Source organism: Moraxella tetraodonis (assembly GCF_022359095.1).
GTDB classification, from domain to species: domain Bacteria; phylum Pseudomonadota; class Gammaproteobacteria; order Pseudomonadales; family Moraxellaceae; genus Faucicola; species Faucicola tetraodonis.
The window spans coordinates 2,388,754-2,410,482 of record NZ_JACSYB010000001.1; the positions used below are offsets into that span (position 1 = coordinate 2,388,754).

Here is a 21,729-nt window from a genome sequence, read left to right on the forward strand (position 1 = left end):
AGTTAAAGTCATGACTATATGTGATAACGCCATTATATTGATATCTTATTAAGAGAAAAACACATAAAATATTGATATATTATTTCTTAATAGTTGATAATTGAGATGACGCATTCAAGCGTTAACTCACTTAAGGATACGCATGGATACGCTCAAAAGCTTGCAAGTGTTTCGCACCATCGTAGAAAAAGGCAGTTTTACCAAAGCCGCTGATGCACTCGATATGTCGCTTGCCATGACCAGCAAACACTTACAACACCTTGAAGCCTATGTGCAAGCCAAGCTATTACATCGCAACAACCGTAATTTGAGCCTCACTGAAGTCGGTCAACGATACTACGCTGAAGCGGTACACGCCCTAGATATTTTGCAGCAGGCAAAAACCAAGGCACATGATGGCAGTGTATTGCCGGAAGGAAAACTGCGAATCATTGCACCGGTATGGTTTGCCACGCCCTATTTTGTCAATCTGCTTGCCAAATTCCAGCAAGATTACCCAAAAATTGAGCTAACAGTTGATTTGGAAAATCGCTTCACCGATTTGATTGCTGCAGGCTATGACCTAGCGCTGCGGGTGGTCAACACGCCACAAGATAATTTAATTGTGAAACCGCTCGGTAAAATAGATTTTTATTATGTCGCAAGTCCGCGTTTTCTTGCGCAGCACGAGCCGCCTACGTCTGCAGAGGCGCTCAGTAACCTGCCAGGGATTTTACCCAACTATACGCACATGGCAACCACACTCAAACCCTATAACAGCAGTAATAACACCGTGATGATGGCACAGATGGCGCTGACAGGCATGGGCGCTGCGATATTGCCCGAATGGCTGATTGAGGATGAGATTGCGCAAGGGCGACTGGTCAAATTGTTTGAGCAGCCATTTAGCAGCGTATCAATCTATGCGGTCTATATGAATCGAGCATTTTTAAATTTAAAAATACGCTTATTAATTGATTTTTTGGGGGAGAACTTAATAAAAAACGATTAGCCTGTTAACTGTTTCTATACTTTAAGTCACGAGCCTTAGCGTCGAGTAATCAACGAAGCCGGCATCCGACTAGTTCATGTTGTTTGAATTGTACAAGTTGGGTATTGACTATTGCTATTAGTATGCGCATTATCTGGTGATGTATTGCAATAATTTTTAATAAAAAAATTTTTCATATAACAACAATTTAGTAGAAAAATCTTCGTTTAATTTTTCACCAAAATATTTCTCTTGCATCAATTTGGTTAATGTCATGATTTTTATGCGCCTATGGTATAGATTTTTTGTTTTACACTGCACCAACTTCAATAATTCGATTAATTTTGGTGCAAAATTGAGCGATTTTTAATCTATTTTTCAACTATTTAACTGCCTTTTGCTTTGTTTTTTTGGCATAAAATTTGATGAATTATTTAATAAGTTATTTATAGAATAATCTGTCAAGAAAATATCTGCCATCGTGAGGCAAAAACTATTCCATCTTTTGTCATACATAAGGAGCCAATAATGCCAATTGCCAAAGCATTTGATGAACTGCAACTCGCCGATGGGCAATATAGACACTCGGCACAACAGGTGGGTGCTTGGCTTCAAGAGATGAATTCAGACACATTAATTAGTTTGAATAACCAAGCATCGGATATTTTTTATCGCCGCGGCGTGACCTTCACTGTGTATAGCGATGCCAGCAACATTGAGCGCATGATACCGTTTGATATCATCCCGCGTATTATTGACATTCAAGAATGGCAAGTGATGGAACAAGGCTGCCAACAACGTATCCGCGCGCTCAATCAATTTATCCATGATATTTATCACGAACAGACGATTGTCAAAGAAGGCATTGTGCCAAGCGAGTTTGTATTTAAAAACAGTGGTTACGAGCCGTGGATGCTGGGTATCAACTTGGATAAACCCGTCTATGCCCATATCAGCGGCATTGATTTGATTCGCGATCAGCACGGACAATACTGTGTGCTCGAGGACAACTTGCGCACCCCTTCTGGCGTCTCTTATATGCTTGAGAGCCGCAACGTGTCGCAAACCCTACTAAGCAAACTCTACCAATCTCAGTCTGTATTGCCGGTGGCGGACTATCCAAAACGCTTAAAGGCGTGTCTATCAAGCACCACCAACAAATACGACCCACAAATCGTGGTACTCACCCCAGGGCGTTTTAACAGTGCGTACTACGAACATGCGTTTTTGGCGCGTGAAATGAATGTGCCTTTGGTGCATGGCTATGATTTGATTGTAGAAAACAACCATGTCTATATCCAAGGGGTACGCGGCAAGGTACAAGTGGATGTGATTTATCGCCGTATTGACGACCCATTTTTGGACCCGTTGGCGTTTTTACCCGATTCAATCTTGGGGGTGTCAGGGCTGATGAGTGCGTATCGCGCAGGTAATGTGGTGATAACCAACGCCCCAGGCACAGGGATTGCTGACGATAAAAGCCTTTATCCATTTGTACCCAAAATAATTGAGTATTATTTGGGTGAGAAACCGATTTTACCCAATGTACAAACCTATCAATGCAGTGATGCCGATGAGTTGGCATATGTGCTCGACCATATGCCAGAGTTGGTGATTAAAGAAACGCAGGGCTCGGGGGGGTATGGGATGCTGATAGGACCGACATCAAGCAAAGAACAAATTGCCGCTTACCGCAAACGCTTACTAGACAACCCAGCAGGGTTTATCGCCCAGCCGACCATTAGCTTGTCCACCAATCCAACCGCGGTTGCCAGTGGCATCGCACCGCGCCATATTGATTTGCGCCCTTTTGTGTTGTCACATGGCGATGGCACAGTGGATATTGTACCTGGCGGATTGACGCGGGTGGCAATGACCGAAGGCTCATTGGTGGTCAACTCATCCCAAGGCGGTGGGGTAAAAGACACTTGGGTGGTCGATACCGTCAATGGCAAACTCAGCGGCAAACAAGGCACCGCTCATTTGGGTACCATTCAAACCAACCATGAACGAAAATCGCAATCATCGACTTTATTGGCGTATGAAAATATCAACCATAACCGCTTAATTTTGCTGTTATCGACAGCGAGCTATTTAGTGTGGCTAGGTCGATACAGTGAGCGCTTACGCTACTATGAACAAATCATTACACGGCTGTCAAATGATCAGTGCAGCCAAACAGATGTCGATGCAATCGTGCACAATCTTGGCTTGCCGATTTCAGCCGATGCCGATGCCCTATATGAATACCTTGCCAACAAAAAGGTGCCTGAAACCATTGGCTTTATCGAGCAAAATGTCCAAGACGTCAAAGGCGTTATTGGCAAAGATACGGCTGAACTCTATAACCTCATCAAACGGTTAGCCAATACGGGAGCGTACCGCGCTGCTAGCCTACAGCTATATGCCTGCAATGCATCGATGCAACAAGAAAACCCGATTGTGGTCACCTTTTGGCAACTCGGACAATGTTTTGAATCGCTGGACTGTCATATATTGATGAAAAAAGATTGCCGTGAGTGCGTGCAAAAACTTAAAGAAGTTGTTAATACCTTGCCAGAAAACACCCGCTGGCGTGAGCTGGATCGATTGGTCAATCAACTGTTAAAGTCTAATCAATCAAAAGATTTTCAGTCACTATCGGGCGCGTTTTCAAATATTTTACAGCAAGGTGTATAAGCCAAATCTATTAGATGACTACCATCATTTTGACAAAAATAAGCAGTTAGTGAGAGTACAATGAGACTTATAATCAGCCACCAAACCAATTATTTTTATGAACAACTTGCCTTACGCAGTGTGCAATACATCCGCATGACGCCGATGACACTACCCCACCAGACCATCCATAACTGGCAAGTGATGCTGCCTAAAGTCGCACAAATGCAAACGGACGGCTTTGGCAACCAATGGCTCACCCTAAGCCGTCACGAACCGCACAACAACTTGCAAATTCAAGCCTTTGGTGAAGTAGAAATTAACGCTGATACCTTATTTATCCCTGACAATCAGCAAGTGCCGTATCAGATTTTTGCCGTACCCACCAAGCTGACCCAATGCTCTGAAGCCATGCGTGAATTTGCCCATGACGCGCTTGAGCAGTTTTTGCAAAGTGAAGACATCGATGCCCAGTTAACTATCCTCAAGTCATTGGCAAAAGACTTGCTCGATAAAATGCCTTATACCAAAAGCGTGACCCATGTCGGCACCACAGCAGAGCAAGCGTTTGCGATGGCGGCTGGGGTGTGCCAAGACCATACCCATGTATTTTTGGCGCTGCTACGGGATAAAGGCATTGCAGCACGCTATGTATCGGGTTATATTTATGAAGCGACCCAAGCGCATATGGCAAGCCATGCCTGGGCAGAAGTCTGGCTTGCAGGTAATTGGTACACCTTTGATATCTCTAACCAACATTTTACCCCCAATTCTCATGTCTACATCGCCTTTGGGCGTGACTATGCCGATGCGGCGCCAGTGCGCGGGGTGAGAACAGGGGGCGGTGACGAGCGACTGTATAGTCAAGTCATGGTATCTACAAGCCCCCAGTACATACCGCAGCTTAACGCGCAGTTTGCAGCGCAGCAGTAATTTGCCACTATTGATTCACCAATATTTGCTAAAAAAGGAACAACCATGACCTATTGTGTGGGTATCCGACTCAAAGACGGGATGATTTTCGCCAGTGATACTCGCACCAACGCGGGCGTCGACCAAATATCAATGTTTCGCAAAATGTATCAATACGGCATTGAAGGCGAGCGGTTTTTGGTGCTACAAACCGCAGGCAACTTGGCTACGTCACAAGCGGTATTTACCAAATTAGATAACGCCATCAAACTTGCGCAAGAGCGTAATCTTCATACCGTCCCTACCCTGTATGATGCCGCGCAATTGGTGGGTGAGTGCTTACGAGAAACCACCATCCATGCGCAAACCATCGCACAAGAAACGGATACCAAGTTTAGAAGCAGTTTTATTTTGGGTGGGCAAATCAAGGGACAATCACCCGAAATTTATTTTATCTACCCTGAAGGCAATTGCATCAGAGCAACAACCGATACGCCTTTTTTCCAGTTAGGCGAAAGTAAATACGGCAAACCTATTTTAGACCGTTCCATGAATTATGACGCATCACTCAAATCAGCGATGCGAGCCATTTTGATTTCTTTTGATTCAACCATCCGCTCCAACTTATCCGTCGGTATGCCCATTGACGTGTTGGTCTATCACAATGACAGCTTACAGATGCCACAAGGTTATCGCATTGATGAAAACGATGAATACTTTGCCAGCATCCGCCAACACTGGTCAGATGGGCTGAGAAAAATTCTAAATGAACTTGAAGACTCACCGATGAGCTATTGGCAATAGCAACTGTCACACAGTTAAAAATCAACCCACGTCAAGCCATCTAGCAAGTTCTTCACTGCGTCATCCCCTGTCGATTTATACCGCTCTTGAGACATAATGCGCTACCGTTTATATCGACCTGTCTTAGACAATTGTCTTGTCATAGATAATGTAAATACCTTGGGTTTTTGGTAGGCGGTTATTTTGGTGGGTATGGTATGATGTGATTTTTTATGATTGTTTGGTTTTTATGCTATGCAGCTAACTGATTTGGCACCTTGGGGTGAATCACTCAGAATCGCCGTAGAAGTCATTGGCACCATTGCTTTTGCCTTGTCAGGTATCTTGGCAGGCGTGCGCAAACGTATGGATATGTTTGGGGTAGCGGTGCTGGGATTTTTATCGGCGTATGGGGGTGGCACGCTGCGTGATACTTTGCTAGAGCGGCGGCCGTTTTTTTGGGTGTCCCAAGAGCTGATGTTATGGCTGGTGTTTGCGCTTTGTATTGTGGTAATGCTAGTCAATAGCCGCCGCCCGTTTCGTATCACGCCTGCGGCGATTCAATTGGCAGATGCGTTAGGGTTGGGCTTGTTTGTTGCCTCTGGGGTACAAGCGTCACTGGCAAGCGGTATGCCAATGGCGGTGTCAGTCATCATGGGGATTATCACTGGGGTATTTGGCGGGGTGATGCGCGATATCGCCTGTGGTGAGATGCCCACCGCGTTTTTTGACCATCGTCCTTATGCCATGTGTGCGTTGGTTGGCGGCTGGGTGTATGCGATTTTGGCAGTTTACAGCTCGCTTGCCGCTTGGGTGATTATGTTTATCAGTACCATCACTACCACAGGGCTGCGTATTGCCGCGCTGGCGTTTAATTATCATTTACCCGGTTGGAAAAAAAGCGCCTCTTAGCCAACAGATTGGGTAGTTAACAGATTAGGTAGCCATCAGACTTGGCAGCTATCAGATCTGTCAGTCATCGGATGTGACTTGACTGCGGCAATCCGTTAATGAATTCAAGGCTTTATCAAGCGGCTAAATCAAGCAAATAATACCGATGCTCGCATTTGATGACGTCAAGCTTGTAAGTCAGATAGGCATGATGGTCGGTTGGGGTTGGGATGTCAAGTGCTGCAGCCGCAAGATAATGATACAGCAAAATCTCGTTATATCATTATCTAAGCTTAGCGTATGCGGTTTTGGACAATAGTCGCTGTCGGTATCTAGATGGCTTACTTTTGCCAGATTGAAATAAATACTACTTACACCAATCGCTCGACCGCTTTTTTCTTCCAAACAAATTGGTAGTACAAGCCTTGTAACACGCTCATCACTATAAAATTCGCCACATACGCCCACCAAATGCCTTGCAGTCCAAAATGACGACTGAGTAAAATCGCACTGGGAATCTCTACCAATAAGATAGTGCCGATACTGATAAACATGGGCTGCCACACCATGCCCGTCGCACGCATCATGCCACTAAAAATCATGCCACTGCTAAAGAAAAGCAAACTCCATAACACAATGTGCAATAACTGCTGCGCCAGTACAATCACGCCTTCCACCGTGATAAACATCGCCATCAAATAACGGGAAAAAAGATACGCCAAAACAATCAACCCGCCAGTAATAATGAGATTGGTCATCATGGCAGTGCGAGTGACGCAGTTTAGGGCAGTCACTTTACCTGCGCCAATCGCTTGCGAGGCATAAATTGATGCCGCTATCGCAATCGACATGGCAGGAAATTGCACATAGCTCAACACTTGGTTGACTGCGCCATAAGCTGCGGTGGCATTGGTACCAAAGCCATTGACCAGCCCAATAATCACCAAGCCAGATATCGCGCCCGTGACCATCTGAAACGCGGTAGGTAACCCCAACCGAATCACTTTACGCGCGATGTCGGGTTGGATGCGTATATATTTGAGTAATTGAGTATCAATTTGTAAGGGGTGATTTTTGGCACGGGTATAAAAAAACAAAAACAGCAATACCAACAACTGTGACAATAAAGTCGCAATCGCAGGGGCTTGGATATCGAGCTTGGGTAACCCGAACCAACCTTGAATGAGCGCAGGCGTCACCACAATCCCAATCACAATAGAAATACCCACGGCAAACAGGGGCGTCACCGAATCGCCAACCCCACGCAATAACGAAGTATAAGCGATAAATAAAAACAGTAGCGGACTTCCTGCCAACATCAATTTGGCATAACGGTTTGCCAAGCCTTGAATCTCAGCAGGGACGCCCATCTGCACAATAATCAATTGACTGAGCAAGCTACCTGCAATCGCAATCATCACCCCTAATATCAAAATAATTGCAAAGCTATTGCCCGTAATTCGTTTGACCAAATCCAACTCTTTAGCACCCCAAGCCTGCCCTACCAAAATTGATGAGCCTGAAGCGATACCGATGATAAATGCCATCAAAAAAAACAGCACTGGGGCAAACACCGATACGGCGGCAATCGCCTGTACCCCTAGCATCTGCCCAACAAAAATGGTATTAATCGTCCCTGACAGCGATTGCAAGATATTGGTCAGCAGCAAAGGCAACAAGAAAAACAAAAACGGTCGCCATAGCGTGCCGACCGAACTAAAATCTGGAAGTTGTTGTGATTTTTTCATACCGTCAAATTTGCTTAATGATAATTGCTTAATGATGATAATGATAACGATGGCTATTTTAATTATTTTTTTATTACTGACCTGCTAGGTAAGTTTTATACAGTGTTAGATAGCAAAACAAAGCGTATCGAAAGGCCAAAAATCTACCGACGCTGGCAAAATTTCGTTCATAGTAAACGATTGCTCAACAACATATCGCAATAAAATGTTAACTATCTTTCCTTATCACCCGTCATGTTACCGCTTACTTTAACAAAGATAACAAACGACACATATTCTCAAACTTTTATGGTCGATAACTCTGTTAAACTTTACCCTGTGCTTTGGTGCATAAGTGGCGATAACCAGCCGCTTTGATAATGACAGAATCAAAAAAATTCACTAAAAAAGAGAACAATAATGACAACCGACAACCAAACCGATACCCAGCAATTTCGCAGCGAAAAAGACACCATGGGCGCTGTCAACGTCCCTATAGATGCCTACTGGGGCGCGCAAACCGAGCGTAGCCGCAATAACTTTAAAATCGGTGGCGAAACCTTGCCACAGCCGCTGATTGAAGCCATGGCACTGGTCAAAAAAGCCGCCGCCATCACCAATGCCAAATTAGGGCGTATCAGTGATGATAAACGTGACCTTATCGTGCAGGCCGCCGATGAAATCATCAACGGGGCACTGCGTGACCAATTTCCTTTGGTGGTTTGGCAGACAGGCTCTGGCACCCAGTCAAACATGAACATGAATGAAGTGCTTGCCAACCGCGCCAATGAACTTGCCGGTCAAAGCAAAGGTCGTTATCAGCCGATTCATCCCAATGACGATGTCAATCATGCTCAGTCTACCAATGACAGCTTTCCCACCGCGATTCGGGTAGCGGCGGCGCGTCAGATTGTCTATCTGCTTATCCCCGCGGTGCAAAAACTGCGGGACACCTTAGCAAGCAAAGCTGAGCAGTTTGCTGGCATTGTAAAAATCGGACGCACCCATCTGCAAGATGCCACCCCTTTGACGCTAGGACAAGAGTTTAGCGGCTATGTCAGTCAGTTAGATCATGCGCTCATTCGTCTGGATGCCGCGCTACAAGGTCTGTATGAACTGCCTTTAGGCGGTACTGCAGTCGGTACAGGATTAAACGCTCACCCCGATTATGCCGAGCAGGTCGCGCAAACCTTAGCTGCGTTGACCGATGTGCCGTTTGTCACGGCGCCCAATAAATTTGAAGCGTTAGCGGCCAGAGACGCTGAGGTTTTTGCCTCAGGTGCCCTAAAAACTTTGGCAGCGAGCCTTAATAAAATTGCCAATGATGTGCGCTGGCTGGCTTCAGGTCCTAGATGTGGGATTGGTGAGCTTAAAATCCCTGAAAATGAGCCAGGCTCATCCATCATGCCAGGTAAAGTCAATCCGACCCAGTCTGAAGCCATGACGATGGTCGTGGCGCAAGTGATGGGTAACGATGTCACCATCAATATGGCGGGGGCTTCGGGTAATTTTGAACTCAATGTGTTTATGCCAGTCATCGGCTACAACCTACTACAATCGATTCGCTTACTTGCCGATACTTGTGACAGCTTCAATGACCATTGCGCGGTAGGCATCGAGCCTGTGACAGAAAAAATTGATTATTTCCTACACAACTCATTGATGTTAGTCACCGCACTCAATCGCCATGTCGGCTATGAAAATGCAGCAAAAATTGCCAAGACTGCTTATAAAGAAAATAAAACCTTAAAACAAGTTGCCGTTGAACTGGGTTTATTGACTGACGCCCAATTTGATGAATGGGTCAAACCTGAAGCCATGACTAGTCCAAAGTGATATAAGCGTTGATGGGGCATAATCCCATTGTTTGATAAATCAATTTTTATCAGCAAATTTTTAGCCAGATGACAGCCATCTGGCTAAAAGCTAACGCTCGCATCATTGGCTATTTACTAAATCGCAACTAGCTCCCTGATGCCTTTTTCTGGCATATCACCACCCATGCCTTGGGCAATGACTTGCCCCCGTGCCATAACCGTATAATTGTCGGCAAGTTCTTCAGCAAAGTCATAAAACTGCTCGACCAAAATAATCGCCATATCGCCTTGGTCAGCCAAGCGACGAATCACCCGCCCGATATCTTTGATAATCGATGGCTGAATCCCTTCAGTCGGCTCGTCCAAAATCAGCACCCGTGGCTCAGATGCCAGCGCCCTGGCTATCGCTAATTGTTGTTGTTGACCGCCTGACAAGTCACCGCCCCGGCGCTGGCTCATTTCATCGAGCACAGGAAAAATCTCGTACAAATGGCTTGGGACTTTATTGGCTTTGCTGCCTTTAAACTTTGCCATGCCAATCAAGATATTTTCTTCTACGGTTAAGGTTGAAAAAATATCTCGCCCTTGTGGCACATACGCCATGCCTGCGCGCACGCGGTTTTCGGGCGATAATTTGCTGATGTCTTTGCCATCGAGCAAAATTTGACCCGATTTAATCGGTAAAACTCCCATCAGGCACTTTAACAGTGTGGTTTTACCCACGCCATTGCGACCGAGTACCACAGAACACTCACCCACAGGCGCAGTCAAACTGACATCGCGCAAAATATGACTACCGCCATAATATTGATTGATTGTGTTTACTTCTAACATCGCTATCCCCTATCGCCCTAGATATTTTTCGATGACATCGTCGTTGGCTTGTACTTCAGCAAGCGTGCCTTCTGCCAAAATCGCCCCTTGTGCCAATACCGTCACTTGCTCACTGATGGTGTCAATAAAGCTCATGTCATGCTCAACCACCACCAAGGTATGGTCTTTTTTGAGCTCCAAACATAGCTCGGCAGTGCGTTCGGTTTCGGCATCGGTCATGCCTGCCACTGGCTCATCGAGCAAAATCAGCTTGGGGCGCTGCATCAGTAGCATCCCAATCTCCAGCCATTGTTTTTGCCCGTGCGACAACAATCCTGCAGGTTTATTGACAAACTCACCCAAGCGAATCGTCGCTAAAGTCTGCTCAAGGGCATTTTGGGCATCTGGGTCAAGCTTGCTAAACAGGCTTTTTTTGACCCGCTTATCTTTGGGTGCGGCAAGCAGTAGGTTCTCCATGACGGTAAAATTTTCAAACACCGTGGGTTTTTGAAATTTTCGCCCAATGCCAGCTTCGGCAATTTGCTCGGTGGTCATGCTGGCAAGATTGTGGGTTTGTCCAAAATACACTGACCCTTCCGTGGGGCGAGTTTTACCGGTAATCACGTCCATCAGCGTGGTTTTGCCCGCACCGTTAGGTCCGATGATACAACGCAGCTCGCCTTCTTTGATGTACAAAGATAAGTTGTTTAAGGCGCGAAATTTATCAAACCACACGCTGACATCTTCCATATATAGGGCAATGCCTTTGCTAAAATCCGCTTCTTGTGACTTTAGCCGTCCGTAGTTACTCTCAGCAAAGTCATTGATATTATTATCGTTTGTATTCATAACAGACTCTTTGATGTGTTATTAATGGGGTGTTTATGGGCTATCAGTCATCGGGTATAATCAAACTAACTACTGGGTTGCAGGCGGTCAGCATGACGCCACTGTCGCCCTTGAAGCCCCTGCCGCCTAAGATTCTTTTTTTGTTTCTGCGTTTGTTTCAATGTTTGTTTGTATGGCTGTTTCCATATTTTTTACGCTTGGCTCGACCGTTTTTTTGCCATGCGTGATTTTATCCAATAGACCAATAATGCCTTTGGGTAAAAACAAGGTGACGACCACAAACAACCCGCCCAAAATCAATAGCCAAGCTTCGGGATACGCCACGGTAAAGTAAGTTTTCACCGCATTGACCACACCTGCGCCCAATATCGCCCCAATCAGCGTGCCGCGTCCACCTGTAGCGACCCAGACCGCCATTTCAATCGAGTTGACAGGGTTCATCTCACTGGGATTGATAATGCCCACTTGTGGCACATACAACGCGCCAGCAATCCCTGCGATAATCGCCGATAACACCCACGCAGATAGTTTGTACCATAGGGTACGGTAGCCAAGGTATTGCAAACGGTTTTCGCTATCACGCACGGCGCCCAATACGCGACCATACGGCTTGTGCATCAAATAACGTAAGCCAAGGTAGGCAAGCATCAGCACGAATGCTGTGGCAAAACATAGCAGCGTGCGCGTCATGGGAGCAGCGATGTCCATGCCCAAGATAGTTTTAAACCCGGTAAAACCGTTGTTACCACCAAACCCAGTTTCGTTACGGAAAAATAGAAGTGATGCGGCAAACACCATGGCTTGGGTGATAATCGAGAAATACACGTCTTTGATTTTTGAGCGAAAGGCAAAAAACCCAAATATAAAAGCCACCAATGCCGGCACCAGCACGACCAATATCATCGCCCAAGCAAAGTTGTCTGTGCCTGCCCAAAACCAAGGCATTTTATCCCAGCTTAAAAACCGCATAAACTCCGGCAAGCTGTTGCCTGATGCTTGGCGCATCAGATACATACCCATTGCATACCCGCCAAGGGCAAAGTACAAGCCATGCCCAAGGCTCAAAATCCCCGCATAGCCCCATACCAAATCCAGTGCCAATGCAACCATCGCCAGACACATGATTTTGCCAATCAAAGTGACCCAATAAGCGGATAAATGCAGCGCCGAATCGGCAGGTAGCAAATGCAACCAAGGCAACACCATCAACACCGCAAAACAGCCCATAATTGCCAAGCGACTCACTGGTTTATCTGCAAATAATTGTAAAATACGCATTCTTTCACTCTCCAATGATTACTCGACAAAGCGACCTTTAAGGGCAAACAGACCTTGTGGGCGTTTTTGGATAAATAGCACCACCAGCACCAACAAAATGATTTTGGCAATCACCGCACCCATGCCAATCTCAAGCACCGTGCCACTCACGCCTAGACCCAAGGCGGCCAGTACTGCCCCCCAAATTTGACCGACACCGCCGACCACCACCACCAAGAAAGCATCGATGATGTAGTTTTGCCCCAAATCAGGACCGACGTTGCCCACTTGCGCCAAAGCACAGCCTGCCAAACCTGCCAAGCCAGAGCCGAGCCCAAACGCCATCATATCGACACGCGCCGAGCGAATACCCACCGCGCGCGCCATTTGCCGGTTTTGGGTCACAGCACGTACAAACAGACCAAAGCGGGTGTATTTGAGTAAAAACACCAGTAATAACAATACGATAATGGTAAAACCGATAATGGCAATACGGTTGTATGGCAACATCAAGCTTGGGGTCAAGGCGACAGCGCCGCTTAGCCATGAAATATTGGAGACTTCGACGTTTTGCGCCCCAAAAATCATGCGAACTAACTGCATCAGAATCAAACTCACGCCAAACGTGGCAAGCAAGGTTTCTAACTGTCTGCCATATAGCGGACGTATCACCACCCGCTCAATAATCATGCCAATGACGGCGCTCACCAAAAACGCCAGCGGAATCGCGGCAAGCATGTACCAATCGACATAGCCTGCCAAATGGCTTTTAAAAAAACTTTGTACCACATAGGTGGTATAGGCACCAATCATAATGAGCTCACCATGCGCCATGTTAATGACACCCAATAAACCGTAAGTAATGGCAAGTCCCAACGCCGCCAACAACAAAATACTGGCGGTGCTGAAGCCAGAAAACACGTGTCCTGTCCACTCACTGGCTTTGATACGCGATTTGACTTTGTCTTGGGTGGTTTGTAAGGCTTGTTTGAGCTCAGGGGAATGGCTGGGTTGTTTTGCCATCCCTTCGATATCGGCTAACACATCGGGGCTGTTACTGGACGCCAAGGTTTTTAATGCCGCAATCTGGGTCATCTCATCGCCCGATTGCAAATCCATACGTGCTTGCAGTTGCGCCAATGCTGCTTTTACCGTACTGTCTTTTTCATTGGCATAAATATCGGCAACGGTTTTTTTATCGAGCGTGGCGATATTGTCGGCTAGGATATCCACCGCTTTAAGGCGCTCGCTGGCATCGTCGGATTTGAGTTTGGCTTTGGTTTGCCCTAAGGTCAACGCCGAACGCAGCGCGTTATTAAGCGTGACTTGGTTCAGGTCGCTTGGCCAATTGCTTACCAAGGTGTGCGCAGGATAGTGGTAGAGTTGGTCGGTATTTTCTAAAGTATAGACATTGCCGGCATCATCACGGTACAGCTCGTCTCTGTTAATCAGCTCGACCAGTTTGTCATAGGATTGGCTCGTGCCTGTCCAGTTGTTGAGCATGGCTTGACGCCCCGCAAAATCAGCGGCTACGAATTTTTGAATATCATCGCCTGCGCTGGCTGTGGTGCTTGTGTCTGACGTGCTTGTGGCTGCGGTAGTTGGGGCTGCTGTGGTTACTGTACTGGTTATCGTAGTGGCCGAAGCGGTAGTTGCCTGTGCATTACTCACGCTTGGCAACGCAATGCCCATCGTGGTCGCTAGCGACATGCCGAGCACAATTTTTTTACTTTTTTGCAAAAACTGCCCGAGAGAATGATTACCATTGAGCATGATGGTCGCTCCTTAGTTTATATGATTAGTCCATCTGTTTGGTGGTGTGACGGATCAATGTTTAAATCAATCAATGTTTAAATCAATAAAAGGTGAAATCGTAAAATTTTGGCAAAAAAATAAGCCATACCAGCTGGGGTATTGATGCACGGTATGGCTGTCACAACATCGATTGTTAACTTCATTCAAGCTTATTGGAAAGGCTTATTTTGGGATACTTATTTTGGGATATAAGGACTCCAAGGTTCAGCTTTAATGGCATCTTTGGTTTTGTAAACCACATCAAACTGACCATCGGCACGGATTTGCCCAATCATCACAGGTTTGTGTAAGTGGTGATTTTCGGCATCCATGGTTAGCGTGTAGCCTGATGGCGCAGCAAAGCTTTGACCTGCCATGGCAGCACGGACTTTATCCACGTCGGTGGAGCCCGCTTTTTCAACCGCTTGTTTCCACATATTGATACCCACATAGGTGGCTTCCATTGGGTCATTGGTCACTACTTTATCGGCATTTGGCAGTTTGTGGTCAATGGCGTATTTTTTGTAAGCATTCACAAACTTGATGTTTACAGGGTTTTTGACCGATTCAAAATAGTTCCATGCTGCCAAGTGTCCGACTAATGGGGTGGTGTCGATACCGCGAAGTTCTTCTTCACCCACAGAGAACGCCATCACAGGAATATCCGCCGCTTTGATGCCTTGGTTACCAAGCTCACGGTAGAAGGGGACGTTTGAGTCACCATTGATGGTGGAGATAACTGCGGTCTTTTTACCCGCTGAGAATTTTTTAATATTACCCACGATGGTTTGGTAGTTGTTAAAGCCAAATGGGGTATATTCTTCCATGATATCGCTATCTGCCACGCCTTTAGACTTTAAGAACGCCCGTAAAATTTTATTGGTGGTACGGGGATACACATAGTCAGTACCCAGTAAGACGAAGCGTTTGGCACCGCCGCCTTCTGGTGACATCAAGTATTCAACCGCAGGAATGGCTTGTTGGTTTGGCGCGGCGCCAGTATAAAAGATATTTTTGGACTGCTCTTGTCCTTCGTACTGCACAGGGTAGAACAATAAGCCGTTTAATTCTTCAACCACAGGCAACACGGATTTACGAGAAACCGATGTCCAGCAACCAAAGATAACCGCGACTTTGTCTTGTGTCAGCAGTTGGCGCGTTTTTTCGGCGAACAATGGCCAGTCTGAGGCAGGGTCGACAACCACAGGCTCAAGTTTTTTGCCCATCACCCCACCTTTGGCATTGATTTCATCAATCGCCATCAACGCGGTGTCTTTGAGCGATGTTTCAGAAATTGCCATGGTACCTGAGAGTGAATGCAAGATACCCACTTTGATGGTATCCCCATTGCTAGGGGCAGGCGCACTACCGGTGGCAGCAGTGGTTGACGTGCCACTGGCTGGTTTGGCGTCACTTGATGATTGCGGTTTTGAACAACCTGTCAACATCATACTGCCCGTTACCGCTAGGGCAACCAAGGATCTGCCAAATGCACGACGGCTTAATTGACGCTCAGTCGTGGTTAGCTCGGTGGTTTTTTTGTCTAACATGTGTCACTCCTAAAATAGATGGATTGCCGTTTTAAGGTAGAGCGTAACGGATAGGCTTTGGCTATCGGTTGCTGATTGTCTTAACTGACTATAGTGACAATTCAATTAGTGTGCCAATCTGCATATTAAAAGCTATTTTTGAAAATTTTATCAATTAAATCAAAAGGTTGAATTGTTATAGTTAAAGAAAGTTATTTTAAAAAATCGCCCATTGGCTAAATGCTGCTCCTTGGTAAAAAGTGGGCAAACTTTGGCGACCTTAGCGATTTCACCAATCTGATGAACTGGAATGGTTTTTTGCACTATTACCATTCATCTAGCATTACTCTAGCATTACTCTAGCATTCCTATGGCATTGCTCTAGCATTCAACTAGCATTGATTGACGCTAAATAACGCTTTATCGCCAGTGTCTTTATGACAGTACCCAATTTGTTGCATAAAAAAAGTGCAAGCCAGACAGCTTGCACTTTTTATCAAAAACGTTGTTAATCCCTAGTTAGCCAATACCAGTGCCATACCCAATGCCGCTATAATTGAAGGTAGCCAAGACAGCTTGGGATGCGCATGGGCTTGTGCTTTTACCCAATTCATCACCCCTGCACCCACAGCAAACAAGGCGGACATCGCGGTTATCATGCCTAAGCCAAATCCTTGACTCACGCTACTGACTGGCATCTCCACAGCATGCGCCATACCATGAAATAGCGTCAAACCAAATAAGCTGATCGCCATCATAAGCGAAAAGCTTTTCTGATTGGCTTGTGCTATCTTGGTACGCTGCGCCAAAACTGCGACCGCTGTCAACACCACCGATAGCAAAATCGCACCTTCAATAATCGATGAGCCAATCGCCACATGAGCTAGTTGCACCAAAGCAAAGCCTAACAGTAAGCTTGTCACCAATAAGCCTAAACCCAGTTTTTTGTGACGGGCAAACACCATGCCCATGCCAACTGCAAGCACCACGTGGTCAAGACCAGAGATAGGGTGCATGAGCCCTGCGGTGACGGCAGCCATTAAATCTACTGAACTTGCACTTGCATGATGGGTTAAACCATGACCAACATGCGCCATTGCCACACTTGAAAGGCTAAAAAGCGCGGCTGCCAACGCCGTTTTTTGGGTTAAAGTTTTCATTATGTCTCCTTGATTTTATTGAATTTTTTACATATTTTCGCTTGAGCTTGGTAAATGTTGGACAGGCTGTGACGGAATCTCTAGCGCTCTTAGCATGCCCTGTTGTTGGATAAATTTGATAATGTCATCCAAACCGTCTTGGGTTTTCATGTTGCTAAACACAAACGGCTTATCGCCGCGCATTTTTTTGGCGTCTTTGTCCATAATCGACAAATCCGCGCCCACGAGTGGCGCAAGGTCGGTTTTATTGATAATCAGCAAATCTGATTTGGTAATCCCGGGTCCACCTTTGCGGGGGATTTTGTCGCCTGCACTCACATCAATCACATAAATAGTCAAATCCGACAACTCTGGGCTAAAGGTCGCCGCCAAGTTATCACCACCTGATTCAATGATAATCAGCTCAAGACCGTCAAAGCGATTTTGCAAGATGGCCACGGCATTAAGATTAATCGATGCATCTTCACGAATCGCTGTGTGCGGACAGCCGCCCGTTTCCACGCCGATAATCCGCTCAGCGGGCATGGCATCGTGGCGGGTCAAAAACTCCGAATCTTCTTTGGTATAAATATCGTTGGTAATCACCGCCATGTTGTACACGTCTTTGAGACGGCGGCACAGACTCAAGGTCAAAGCGGTTTTGCCAGAGCCAACAGGCCCGCCAATGCCAAGGCGTAACGGGGATAAGCGAGGCTGTTGGGTTGGGGTTTTTTGGGTAAAGCCAGTCATGGTGTTTCCTTGTGATTGATGTTAAAGACGGGTTGTTAAAGACAGGGGTTTTAGGAACGAAACAGGCGACTATATTGTTGTTCATGATGACAGGATAATTCTGCCAACGACGGTACAGACGCTGATAGTTGCAAGTGGTTGATTAACATCAGTAATGTTTGGGCATGCTGCTGTGCCTGTAAAAATTGTGGCGCAATGTCTTTTAGAGCAGCCATAGCCGTTTGCTGATGATTGATGGCTGTCAATGCCGTTTTGACTTTGCTGGCTTGCGTTTGGCAAAGCTTGGCAATCGGTTCATCCATCGCTTGCCCCAATTGCCAAATAATACGTTGCCCTGCCATTTGTCCCAGCGGTAAGGTTTTGACAATCGCCAAGGTCAGATTTTCCATTTGAGCAAACGCATAGGTCGTCAGGCTATCGGCTATCGGCAGTTGCCAAAAATACGCCAAGCGGGCAAATAACGGTAAATAGCCTTGCGCTATCCAATCTTGTGGCATCGCAAGGTCGAGCACGCCATCAAGCCAGGCACAAAATGCCTGCGCCAATTGTTGACTCTCTAATAAAAACTCATGGCTATCACGGCTTGCCGCGTAAAAATTGGCTAGACTATCCACCAAGCTATCGTGAGTTGTTTGCGCTGACAACTGCATCATACTTGCCATCAGCGGCAGTTCAAAATTGAGTAAGACCTCTTGCTGATACGCTTGCAAAAACGCCAAACTGCTGGCTTCATCATGGATAAAGCCTTGCTCAATGGCAGACTCCACGCCTTGGGAATAGGTATAACTGCCAATCGGCAAATTGCTCGACGCCAGCATCATCAGCTTAAGCAATTGTTGTGGCGGTGTCGTCTGTGTAAGGTGTGATATTGTTGTCATCGTTTTCATGAAAAAAACGTGGCTTTGGTTAAATCACCGACGATTGTGCTTTGCGTATCTGCGTGGCTTAACCGATTATCATGTCCATGTCCATGTGCGTGTGAATGTGAATGTGAATGCCCATATGCCCCTGTTTCGGGTTCAAAAGCATGTTCCACCTCGCTCACGGTTAAGCCTAATTTCACTAGCATATCGGCAAGCACATAATCGGGCTCAAAATACAGGGCGTAATCATTGTCATGCTGAACCAACATCAAAGGCACATGACGGTTGCCCAAATGGTACGCCCCGCGCATCAGTTCAAAAGCATTGTCGGCGGTGACTTTGGTGAGGGTTTGCGGTTTGGCAAAAATTTGTATGATGTCGCCTGACGCATTTTGCACCACATCACCGTCTTTGAGCGTACCTGTGCGTGGTAGGTCGATACCGACCGCTTCACCATTTTGCTGGGTGGCACGAAAGCGTGACCGCTGGCGCGTGTCAAAATCGAGCTGCAAAAACTGCCCTTTTGCTTGTTGGTTAACCAAATCGGCTTGCTGTTGGTCAGTTAACTGTTGCACGCGCTGATTATAAATTTTCATCATTATCCTTTGTTAAATTTTCTACCTACTTAGAAGTTTGCCCATGACAACCGCATTTTTGACAACGACCCGCTTTAAATTGATGTTCACAGTTGTTATAGCCCATACAGTAAATGCGATTAGTTTGGGCAAAGATTTTTCATTGGCGATACACTGTTAAAAAACTCACTGCCACATTCATCACAGAGTAGATGAGATTGTTCGGTTTTAGTCATCACATTGGCATTCATAGCTAAAATCACATTTAAAATAAGAAATACCGCTGTGCCATTGGCAACACAGCTGACGGCTCGCAAGTGAGAAGCTCACCATCGGCACGTACTTCATAGGTTTCTGGGTTAATCGACATCTCAGGGCAATAGCTATTAAACCGCATATCTTTTTTGCGAATGTTACGAATACACTGCACAGGGCGAATCACTTTTTGCAAGCCGAGCTTGTGTTGGATATTGTTGTCAAAGGCGATTTTGGATACAAAAGTGATACTGGTTTGGTGTGTGGCTTTGCCAAGGCTTGCGAACATCGGACGATAATGCACCGGCTGCGGGGTTGGAATGGAGGCATTGATATCACCCATCGGGTAAGCGGCGATGCTACCACCTTTTAAAATCGTGTCAGGTTTCACCCCAAAGAATTTGGGCGACCATAGCACCAAATCCGCCCATTTACCGACTTCCACCGAACCGACTTCCTCGGCAATACCGTGGGTAATGGCAGGATTAATGGTATATTTGGCGATATAGCGTTTAATGCGAAAATTGTCATTTTCTGTCACTGTATCTTCGGTCACTGTATCTTCTGTCACTGGGTCGATGTCATGAAGCTCACTGTTAGACGCATTTTGGCTCACTGTGTCGGGTGCTAAAAATCCGCGTTGGCGTTTCATTTTATCCGCCGTTTGCCAAGTGCGGATAATCACCTCGCCCACCCGTCCCATCGCTTGCGAATCGCTACTCATCATCGAGATTGCCCCCAAATCGTGCAAAATATCTTCAGCGGCGATGGTTTCTTGGCGGATACGGCTCTCAGCAAAGGCAATATCTTCGGCAATCGCAGGGCTCAAATGGTGACACACCATCAGCATGTCCAGATGCTCATCAATGGTGTTGATAGTAAACGGACGTGTGGGGTTGGTCGAAGACGGCAACACATGCGGCTCGCCAATCGCCCGCAAAATATCAGGGGCGTGCCCGCCGCCTGCGCCTTCAGTGTGAAAGGTGTGAATACAGCGGTCTTTAAAGGCATTTAGCGTGCTTTCTAGATAGCCACTTTCGTTGAGCGTATCGGTGTGAATCGCCACTTGCACATCATACTCTTCGGCAACGCTCAAGCAGTTATCAATCGCTTGCGGCGTGGTGCCCCAGTCTTCATGCAGTTTTAGCCCGACCACGCCCGCTTCGATTTGCTCGATAATCGGCTGCGGCAAGCTAACATTGCCTTTGCCCAGTAGCCCAATGTTCATGGGCATATCATCAAGGGCTTTGAGCATGGTTTCGATATGGTATTTGCCGTTGGTGCATGTGGTGGCAAGCGTGCCTTGGGCAGGCCCTGAACCACCGCCAATCATGGTGGTTACCCCAGACATTAAGGCAACCTCCGCTTGCTGTGGCGCGATAAAGTGAATATGGGTGTCAATCCCGCCCGCGGTCAAAATTTTGCCTTCACCTGCAATAATCTCGGTGCTTGCGCCAATGGCGATGGTGACATTGGATTGAACATCGGGGTTGCCCGCCTTGCCAATCGCCCAAATTCGGCTGTCTTTTATTGCCACATCGGCTTTATAAATCCCGGTATAATCCAAAATAAGCGCGTTGGTAATCACGGTATCAGCCACCTCAGCAAATGGGCGCTGCCCTTGCCCCATGCCATCACGAATCACTTTGCCACCACCAAATTTGACCTCTTCACCATAGCTGGTAAAGTCTTTTTCCACTTCGAGCCACAGCTCGGTATCAGCAAGACGCAGTTTATCCCCCACGGTTAAGCCAAAATGCTCGGCATACATTTGGCGAGGTACGGATTTTTGTGATTTTGGCAAACTTGCGGTATCCACAGATGCGGTGGCTTGCCCCATCACCCGCCCAGCAAACCCAAAAATCGCCTTGTTGCCACCAAACTCGACCAGTTCAACTGTCCGCGCTTGCCCGGGCTCAAAGCGCACTGCCGTACCCGATAAGATATTTAAGCGAAACCCGAGCGCCTTGTCACGGTCAAACGCCAGTGCGTCATTGGCTTCGGCAAAATGGTAGTGAGAGCCGATTTGAATCGGTCTGTCGCCGGTGTTTTTGACCAAAATAGTTTGGACGGCGCGCCCTTCATTAAGGATAATGGCTTGGTCTTTTAGCTTATATTCGCCAACTTTCATGGTTTACCCCTTATAC

General features: G+C 46.6%; 17 protein-coding genes and 1 pseudogene. 6 read left to right on the top strand and 12 right to left on the bottom strand.

Translation table 11 applies throughout. The features are described 5' to 3' along the window. Window positions 1-142: 142 nt before the first annotated feature. From H9W84_RS10555 to H9W84_RS10575, 5 genes are all read left to right on the top strand, one after another. Window positions 143-991, top strand: coding sequence for a LysR family transcriptional regulator (locus H9W84_RS10555; RefSeq protein WP_239743513.1), 849 nt, complete (start codon window positions 143-145; stop codon window positions 989-991). Between the two features lie 507 nt (window positions 992-1,498). Continuing rightward, window positions 1,499-3,649: a circularly permuted type 2 ATP-grasp protein gene (locus H9W84_RS10560; RefSeq protein WP_239743515.1), complete on the top strand. Its 2,151-nt coding sequence runs from the start codon at window positions 1,499-1,501 to the stop codon at window positions 3,647-3,649. Between the two features lie 60 nt (window positions 3,650-3,709). Beyond that, window positions 3,710-4,561 (top strand): transglutaminase family protein, encoded by an 852-nt coding sequence (locus H9W84_RS10565; RefSeq protein ID WP_239743517.1) that lies wholly within the window; start codon window positions 3,710-3,712, stop codon window positions 4,559-4,561. Between the two features lie 45 nt (window positions 4,562-4,606). Then, window positions 4,607-5,344: a proteasome-type protease gene (locus H9W84_RS10570; RefSeq protein WP_203172483.1), complete on the top strand. Its 738-nt coding sequence runs from the start codon at window positions 4,607-4,609 to the stop codon at window positions 5,342-5,344. Between the two features lie 234 nt (window positions 5,345-5,578). Then, complete coding sequence (locus H9W84_RS10575) at window positions 5,579-6,235, top strand: trimeric intracellular cation channel family protein (RefSeq protein ID WP_239743519.1); 657 nt, start codon at window positions 5,579-5,581, stop codon at window positions 6,233-6,235. 115 nt (window positions 6,236-6,350) lie between these two features. Here the strand turns inward: H9W84_RS10575 and H9W84_RS12125 are convergent, their stop codons facing one another. Together H9W84_RS12125 and H9W84_RS10580 are read right to left on the bottom strand one after the other, a co-directional pair. Further along, on the bottom strand, window positions 6,351-6,482 hold the full coding sequence (locus H9W84_RS12125; protein WP_275579729.1) for a hypothetical protein: 132 nt from the start codon (window positions 6,480-6,482) through the stop codon (window positions 6,351-6,353). A 103-nt stretch (window positions 6,483-6,585) separates the two neighbouring features. Next, entirely contained in the window at window positions 6,586-7,962 is a 1,377-nt protein-coding gene (locus H9W84_RS10580) for an MATE family efflux transporter (RefSeq protein ID WP_239743521.1), read from the bottom strand. A 399-nt stretch (window positions 7,963-8,361) separates the two neighbouring features. Here H9W84_RS10580 and fumC point away from each other — a divergent pair, with 399 nt between their 5' ends. Beyond that, window positions 8,362-9,777: a class II fumarate hydratase gene (gene fumC / locus H9W84_RS10585; protein ID WP_239743524.1), complete on the top strand. Its 1,416-nt coding sequence runs from the start codon at window positions 8,362-8,364 to the stop codon at window positions 9,775-9,777. Between the two features lie 116 nt (window positions 9,778-9,893). Here the strand turns inward: fumC and urtE are convergent, their stop codons facing one another. From urtE to ureC, 10 genes and pseudogenes are all read right to left on the bottom strand, one after another. Then, window positions 9,894-10,592: an urea ABC transporter ATP-binding subunit UrtE gene (gene urtE, locus H9W84_RS10590; RefSeq protein ID WP_138018348.1), complete on the bottom strand. Its 699-nt coding sequence runs from the start codon at window positions 10,590-10,592 to the stop codon at window positions 9,894-9,896. Between the two features lie 9 nt (window positions 10,593-10,601). Then, window positions 10,602-11,420 carry an urea ABC transporter ATP-binding protein UrtD gene (urtD, locus tag H9W84_RS10595; RefSeq protein ID WP_219333376.1) on the bottom strand — a complete coding sequence of 273 codons (819 nt, stop codon included), beginning with the start codon at window positions 11,418-11,420 and terminating at the stop codon, window positions 10,602-10,604. 228 nt (window positions 11,421-11,648) lie between these two features. After that, window positions 11,649-12,698, bottom strand: a pseudogene (urtC, locus tag H9W84_RS10600) (urea ABC transporter permease subunit UrtC); the annotation flags it as partial. 18 nt (window positions 12,699-12,716) lie between these two features. After that, on the bottom strand, window positions 12,717-14,369 hold the full coding sequence (gene urtB, locus H9W84_RS10605; protein ID WP_420846673.1) for an urea ABC transporter permease subunit UrtB: 1,653 nt from the start codon (window positions 14,367-14,369) through the stop codon (window positions 12,717-12,719). A gap of 299 nt (window positions 14,370-14,668) precedes the next feature. Continuing rightward, window positions 14,669-15,922, bottom strand: a complete 1,254-nt coding sequence (gene urtA / locus H9W84_RS10610) for an urea ABC transporter substrate-binding protein (protein WP_060996033.1) — start codon at window positions 15,920-15,922, stop codon at window positions 14,669-14,671. Window positions 15,923-16,515: 593 nt separating this feature from the next. Beyond that, on the bottom strand, window positions 16,516-17,160 hold the full coding sequence (locus tag H9W84_RS10615) for a HupE/UreJ family protein (RefSeq protein ID WP_239743526.1): 645 nt from the start codon (window positions 17,158-17,160) through the stop codon (window positions 16,516-16,518). Between the two features lie 27 nt (window positions 17,161-17,187). After that, window positions 17,188-17,889, bottom strand: a complete 702-nt coding sequence (gene ureG, locus H9W84_RS10620) for an urease accessory protein UreG (RefSeq protein WP_239743528.1) — start codon at window positions 17,887-17,889, stop codon at window positions 17,188-17,190. 50 nt (window positions 17,890-17,939) lie between these two features. Next, the gene (locus H9W84_RS10625; protein WP_239743529.1) at window positions 17,940-18,767 is read right to left on the bottom strand and encodes an urease accessory protein UreF; all 828 of its coding nucleotides are present in this window, start codon (window positions 18,765-18,767) and stop codon (window positions 17,940-17,942) included. 5 nt (window positions 18,768-18,772) lie between these two features. After that, on the bottom strand, window positions 18,773-19,348 hold the full coding sequence (gene ureE, locus H9W84_RS10630) for an urease accessory protein UreE (RefSeq protein ID WP_239743531.1): 576 nt from the start codon (window positions 19,346-19,348) through the stop codon (window positions 18,773-18,775). Between the two features lie 244 nt (window positions 19,349-19,592). Then, window positions 19,593-21,713 (bottom strand): urease subunit alpha, encoded by a 2,121-nt coding sequence (ureC, locus tag H9W84_RS10635; protein WP_239743533.1) that lies wholly within the window; start codon window positions 21,711-21,713, stop codon window positions 19,593-19,595. Window positions 21,714-21,729 lie beyond the last annotated feature (16 nt).

What these genes read in the sequence shown, in the direction of transcription:
- H9W84_RS10555 (WP_239743513.1), top strand. Translation starts at nt 143, where the DNA reads ATGGATACGCTCAAAAGCTTGCAAGTGTTTCGCACCATCGTAGAAAAA.
- H9W84_RS10560 (WP_239743515.1), top strand. Translation starts at nt 1,499, where the DNA reads ATGCCAATTGCCAAAGCATTTGATGAACTGCAACTCGCCGATGGGCAA.
- H9W84_RS10565 (WP_239743517.1), top strand. Translation starts at nt 3,710, where the DNA reads ATGAGACTTATAATCAGCCACCAAACCAATTATTTTTATGAACAACTT.
- H9W84_RS10570 (WP_203172483.1), top strand. Translation starts at nt 4,607, where the DNA reads ATGACCTATTGTGTGGGTATCCGACTCAAAGACGGGATGATTTTCGCC.
- H9W84_RS10575 (WP_239743519.1), top strand. Translation starts at nt 5,579, where the DNA reads ATGCAGCTAACTGATTTGGCACCTTGGGGTGAATCACTCAGAATCGCC.
- H9W84_RS10580 (WP_239743521.1), bottom strand. Translation starts at nt 7,962, where the DNA reads ATGAAAAAATCACAACAACTTCCAGATTTTAGTTCGGTCGGCACGCTA.
- fumC (WP_239743524.1), top strand. Translation starts at nt 8,362, where the DNA reads ATGACAACCGACAACCAAACCGATACCCAGCAATTTCGCAGCGAAAAA.
- urtE (WP_138018348.1), bottom strand. Translation starts at nt 10,592, where the DNA reads ATGTTAGAAGTAAACACAATCAATCAATATTATGGCGGTAGTCATATT.
- urtD (WP_219333376.1), bottom strand. Translation starts at nt 11,420, where the DNA reads ATGAATACAAACGATAATAATATCAATGACTTTGCTGAGAGTAACTAC.
- urtB (WP_420846673.1), bottom strand. Translation starts at nt 14,369, where the DNA reads ATGGGCATTGCGTTGCCAAGCGTGAGTAATGCACAGGCAACTACCGCT.
- urtA (WP_060996033.1), bottom strand. Translation starts at nt 15,922, where the DNA reads ATGATGTTGACAGGTTGTTCAAAACCGCAATCATCAAGTGACGCCAAA.
- H9W84_RS10615 (WP_239743526.1), bottom strand. Translation starts at nt 17,160, where the DNA reads ATGAAAACTTTAACCCAAAAAACGGCGTTGGCAGCCGCGCTTTTTAGC.
- ureG (WP_239743528.1), bottom strand. Translation starts at nt 17,889, where the DNA reads ATGACTGGCTTTACCCAAAAAACCCCAACCCAACAGCCTCGCTTATCC.
- H9W84_RS10625 (WP_239743529.1), bottom strand. Translation starts at nt 18,767, where the DNA reads ATGACAACAATATCACACCTTACACAGACGACACCGCCACAACAATTG.
- ureE (WP_239743531.1), bottom strand. Translation starts at nt 19,348, where the DNA reads ATGAAAATTTATAATCAGCGCGTGCAACAGTTAACTGACCAACAGCAA.
- ureC (WP_239743533.1), bottom strand. Translation starts at nt 21,713, where the DNA reads ATGAAAGTTGGCGAATATAAGCTAAAAGACCAAGCCATTATCCTTAAT.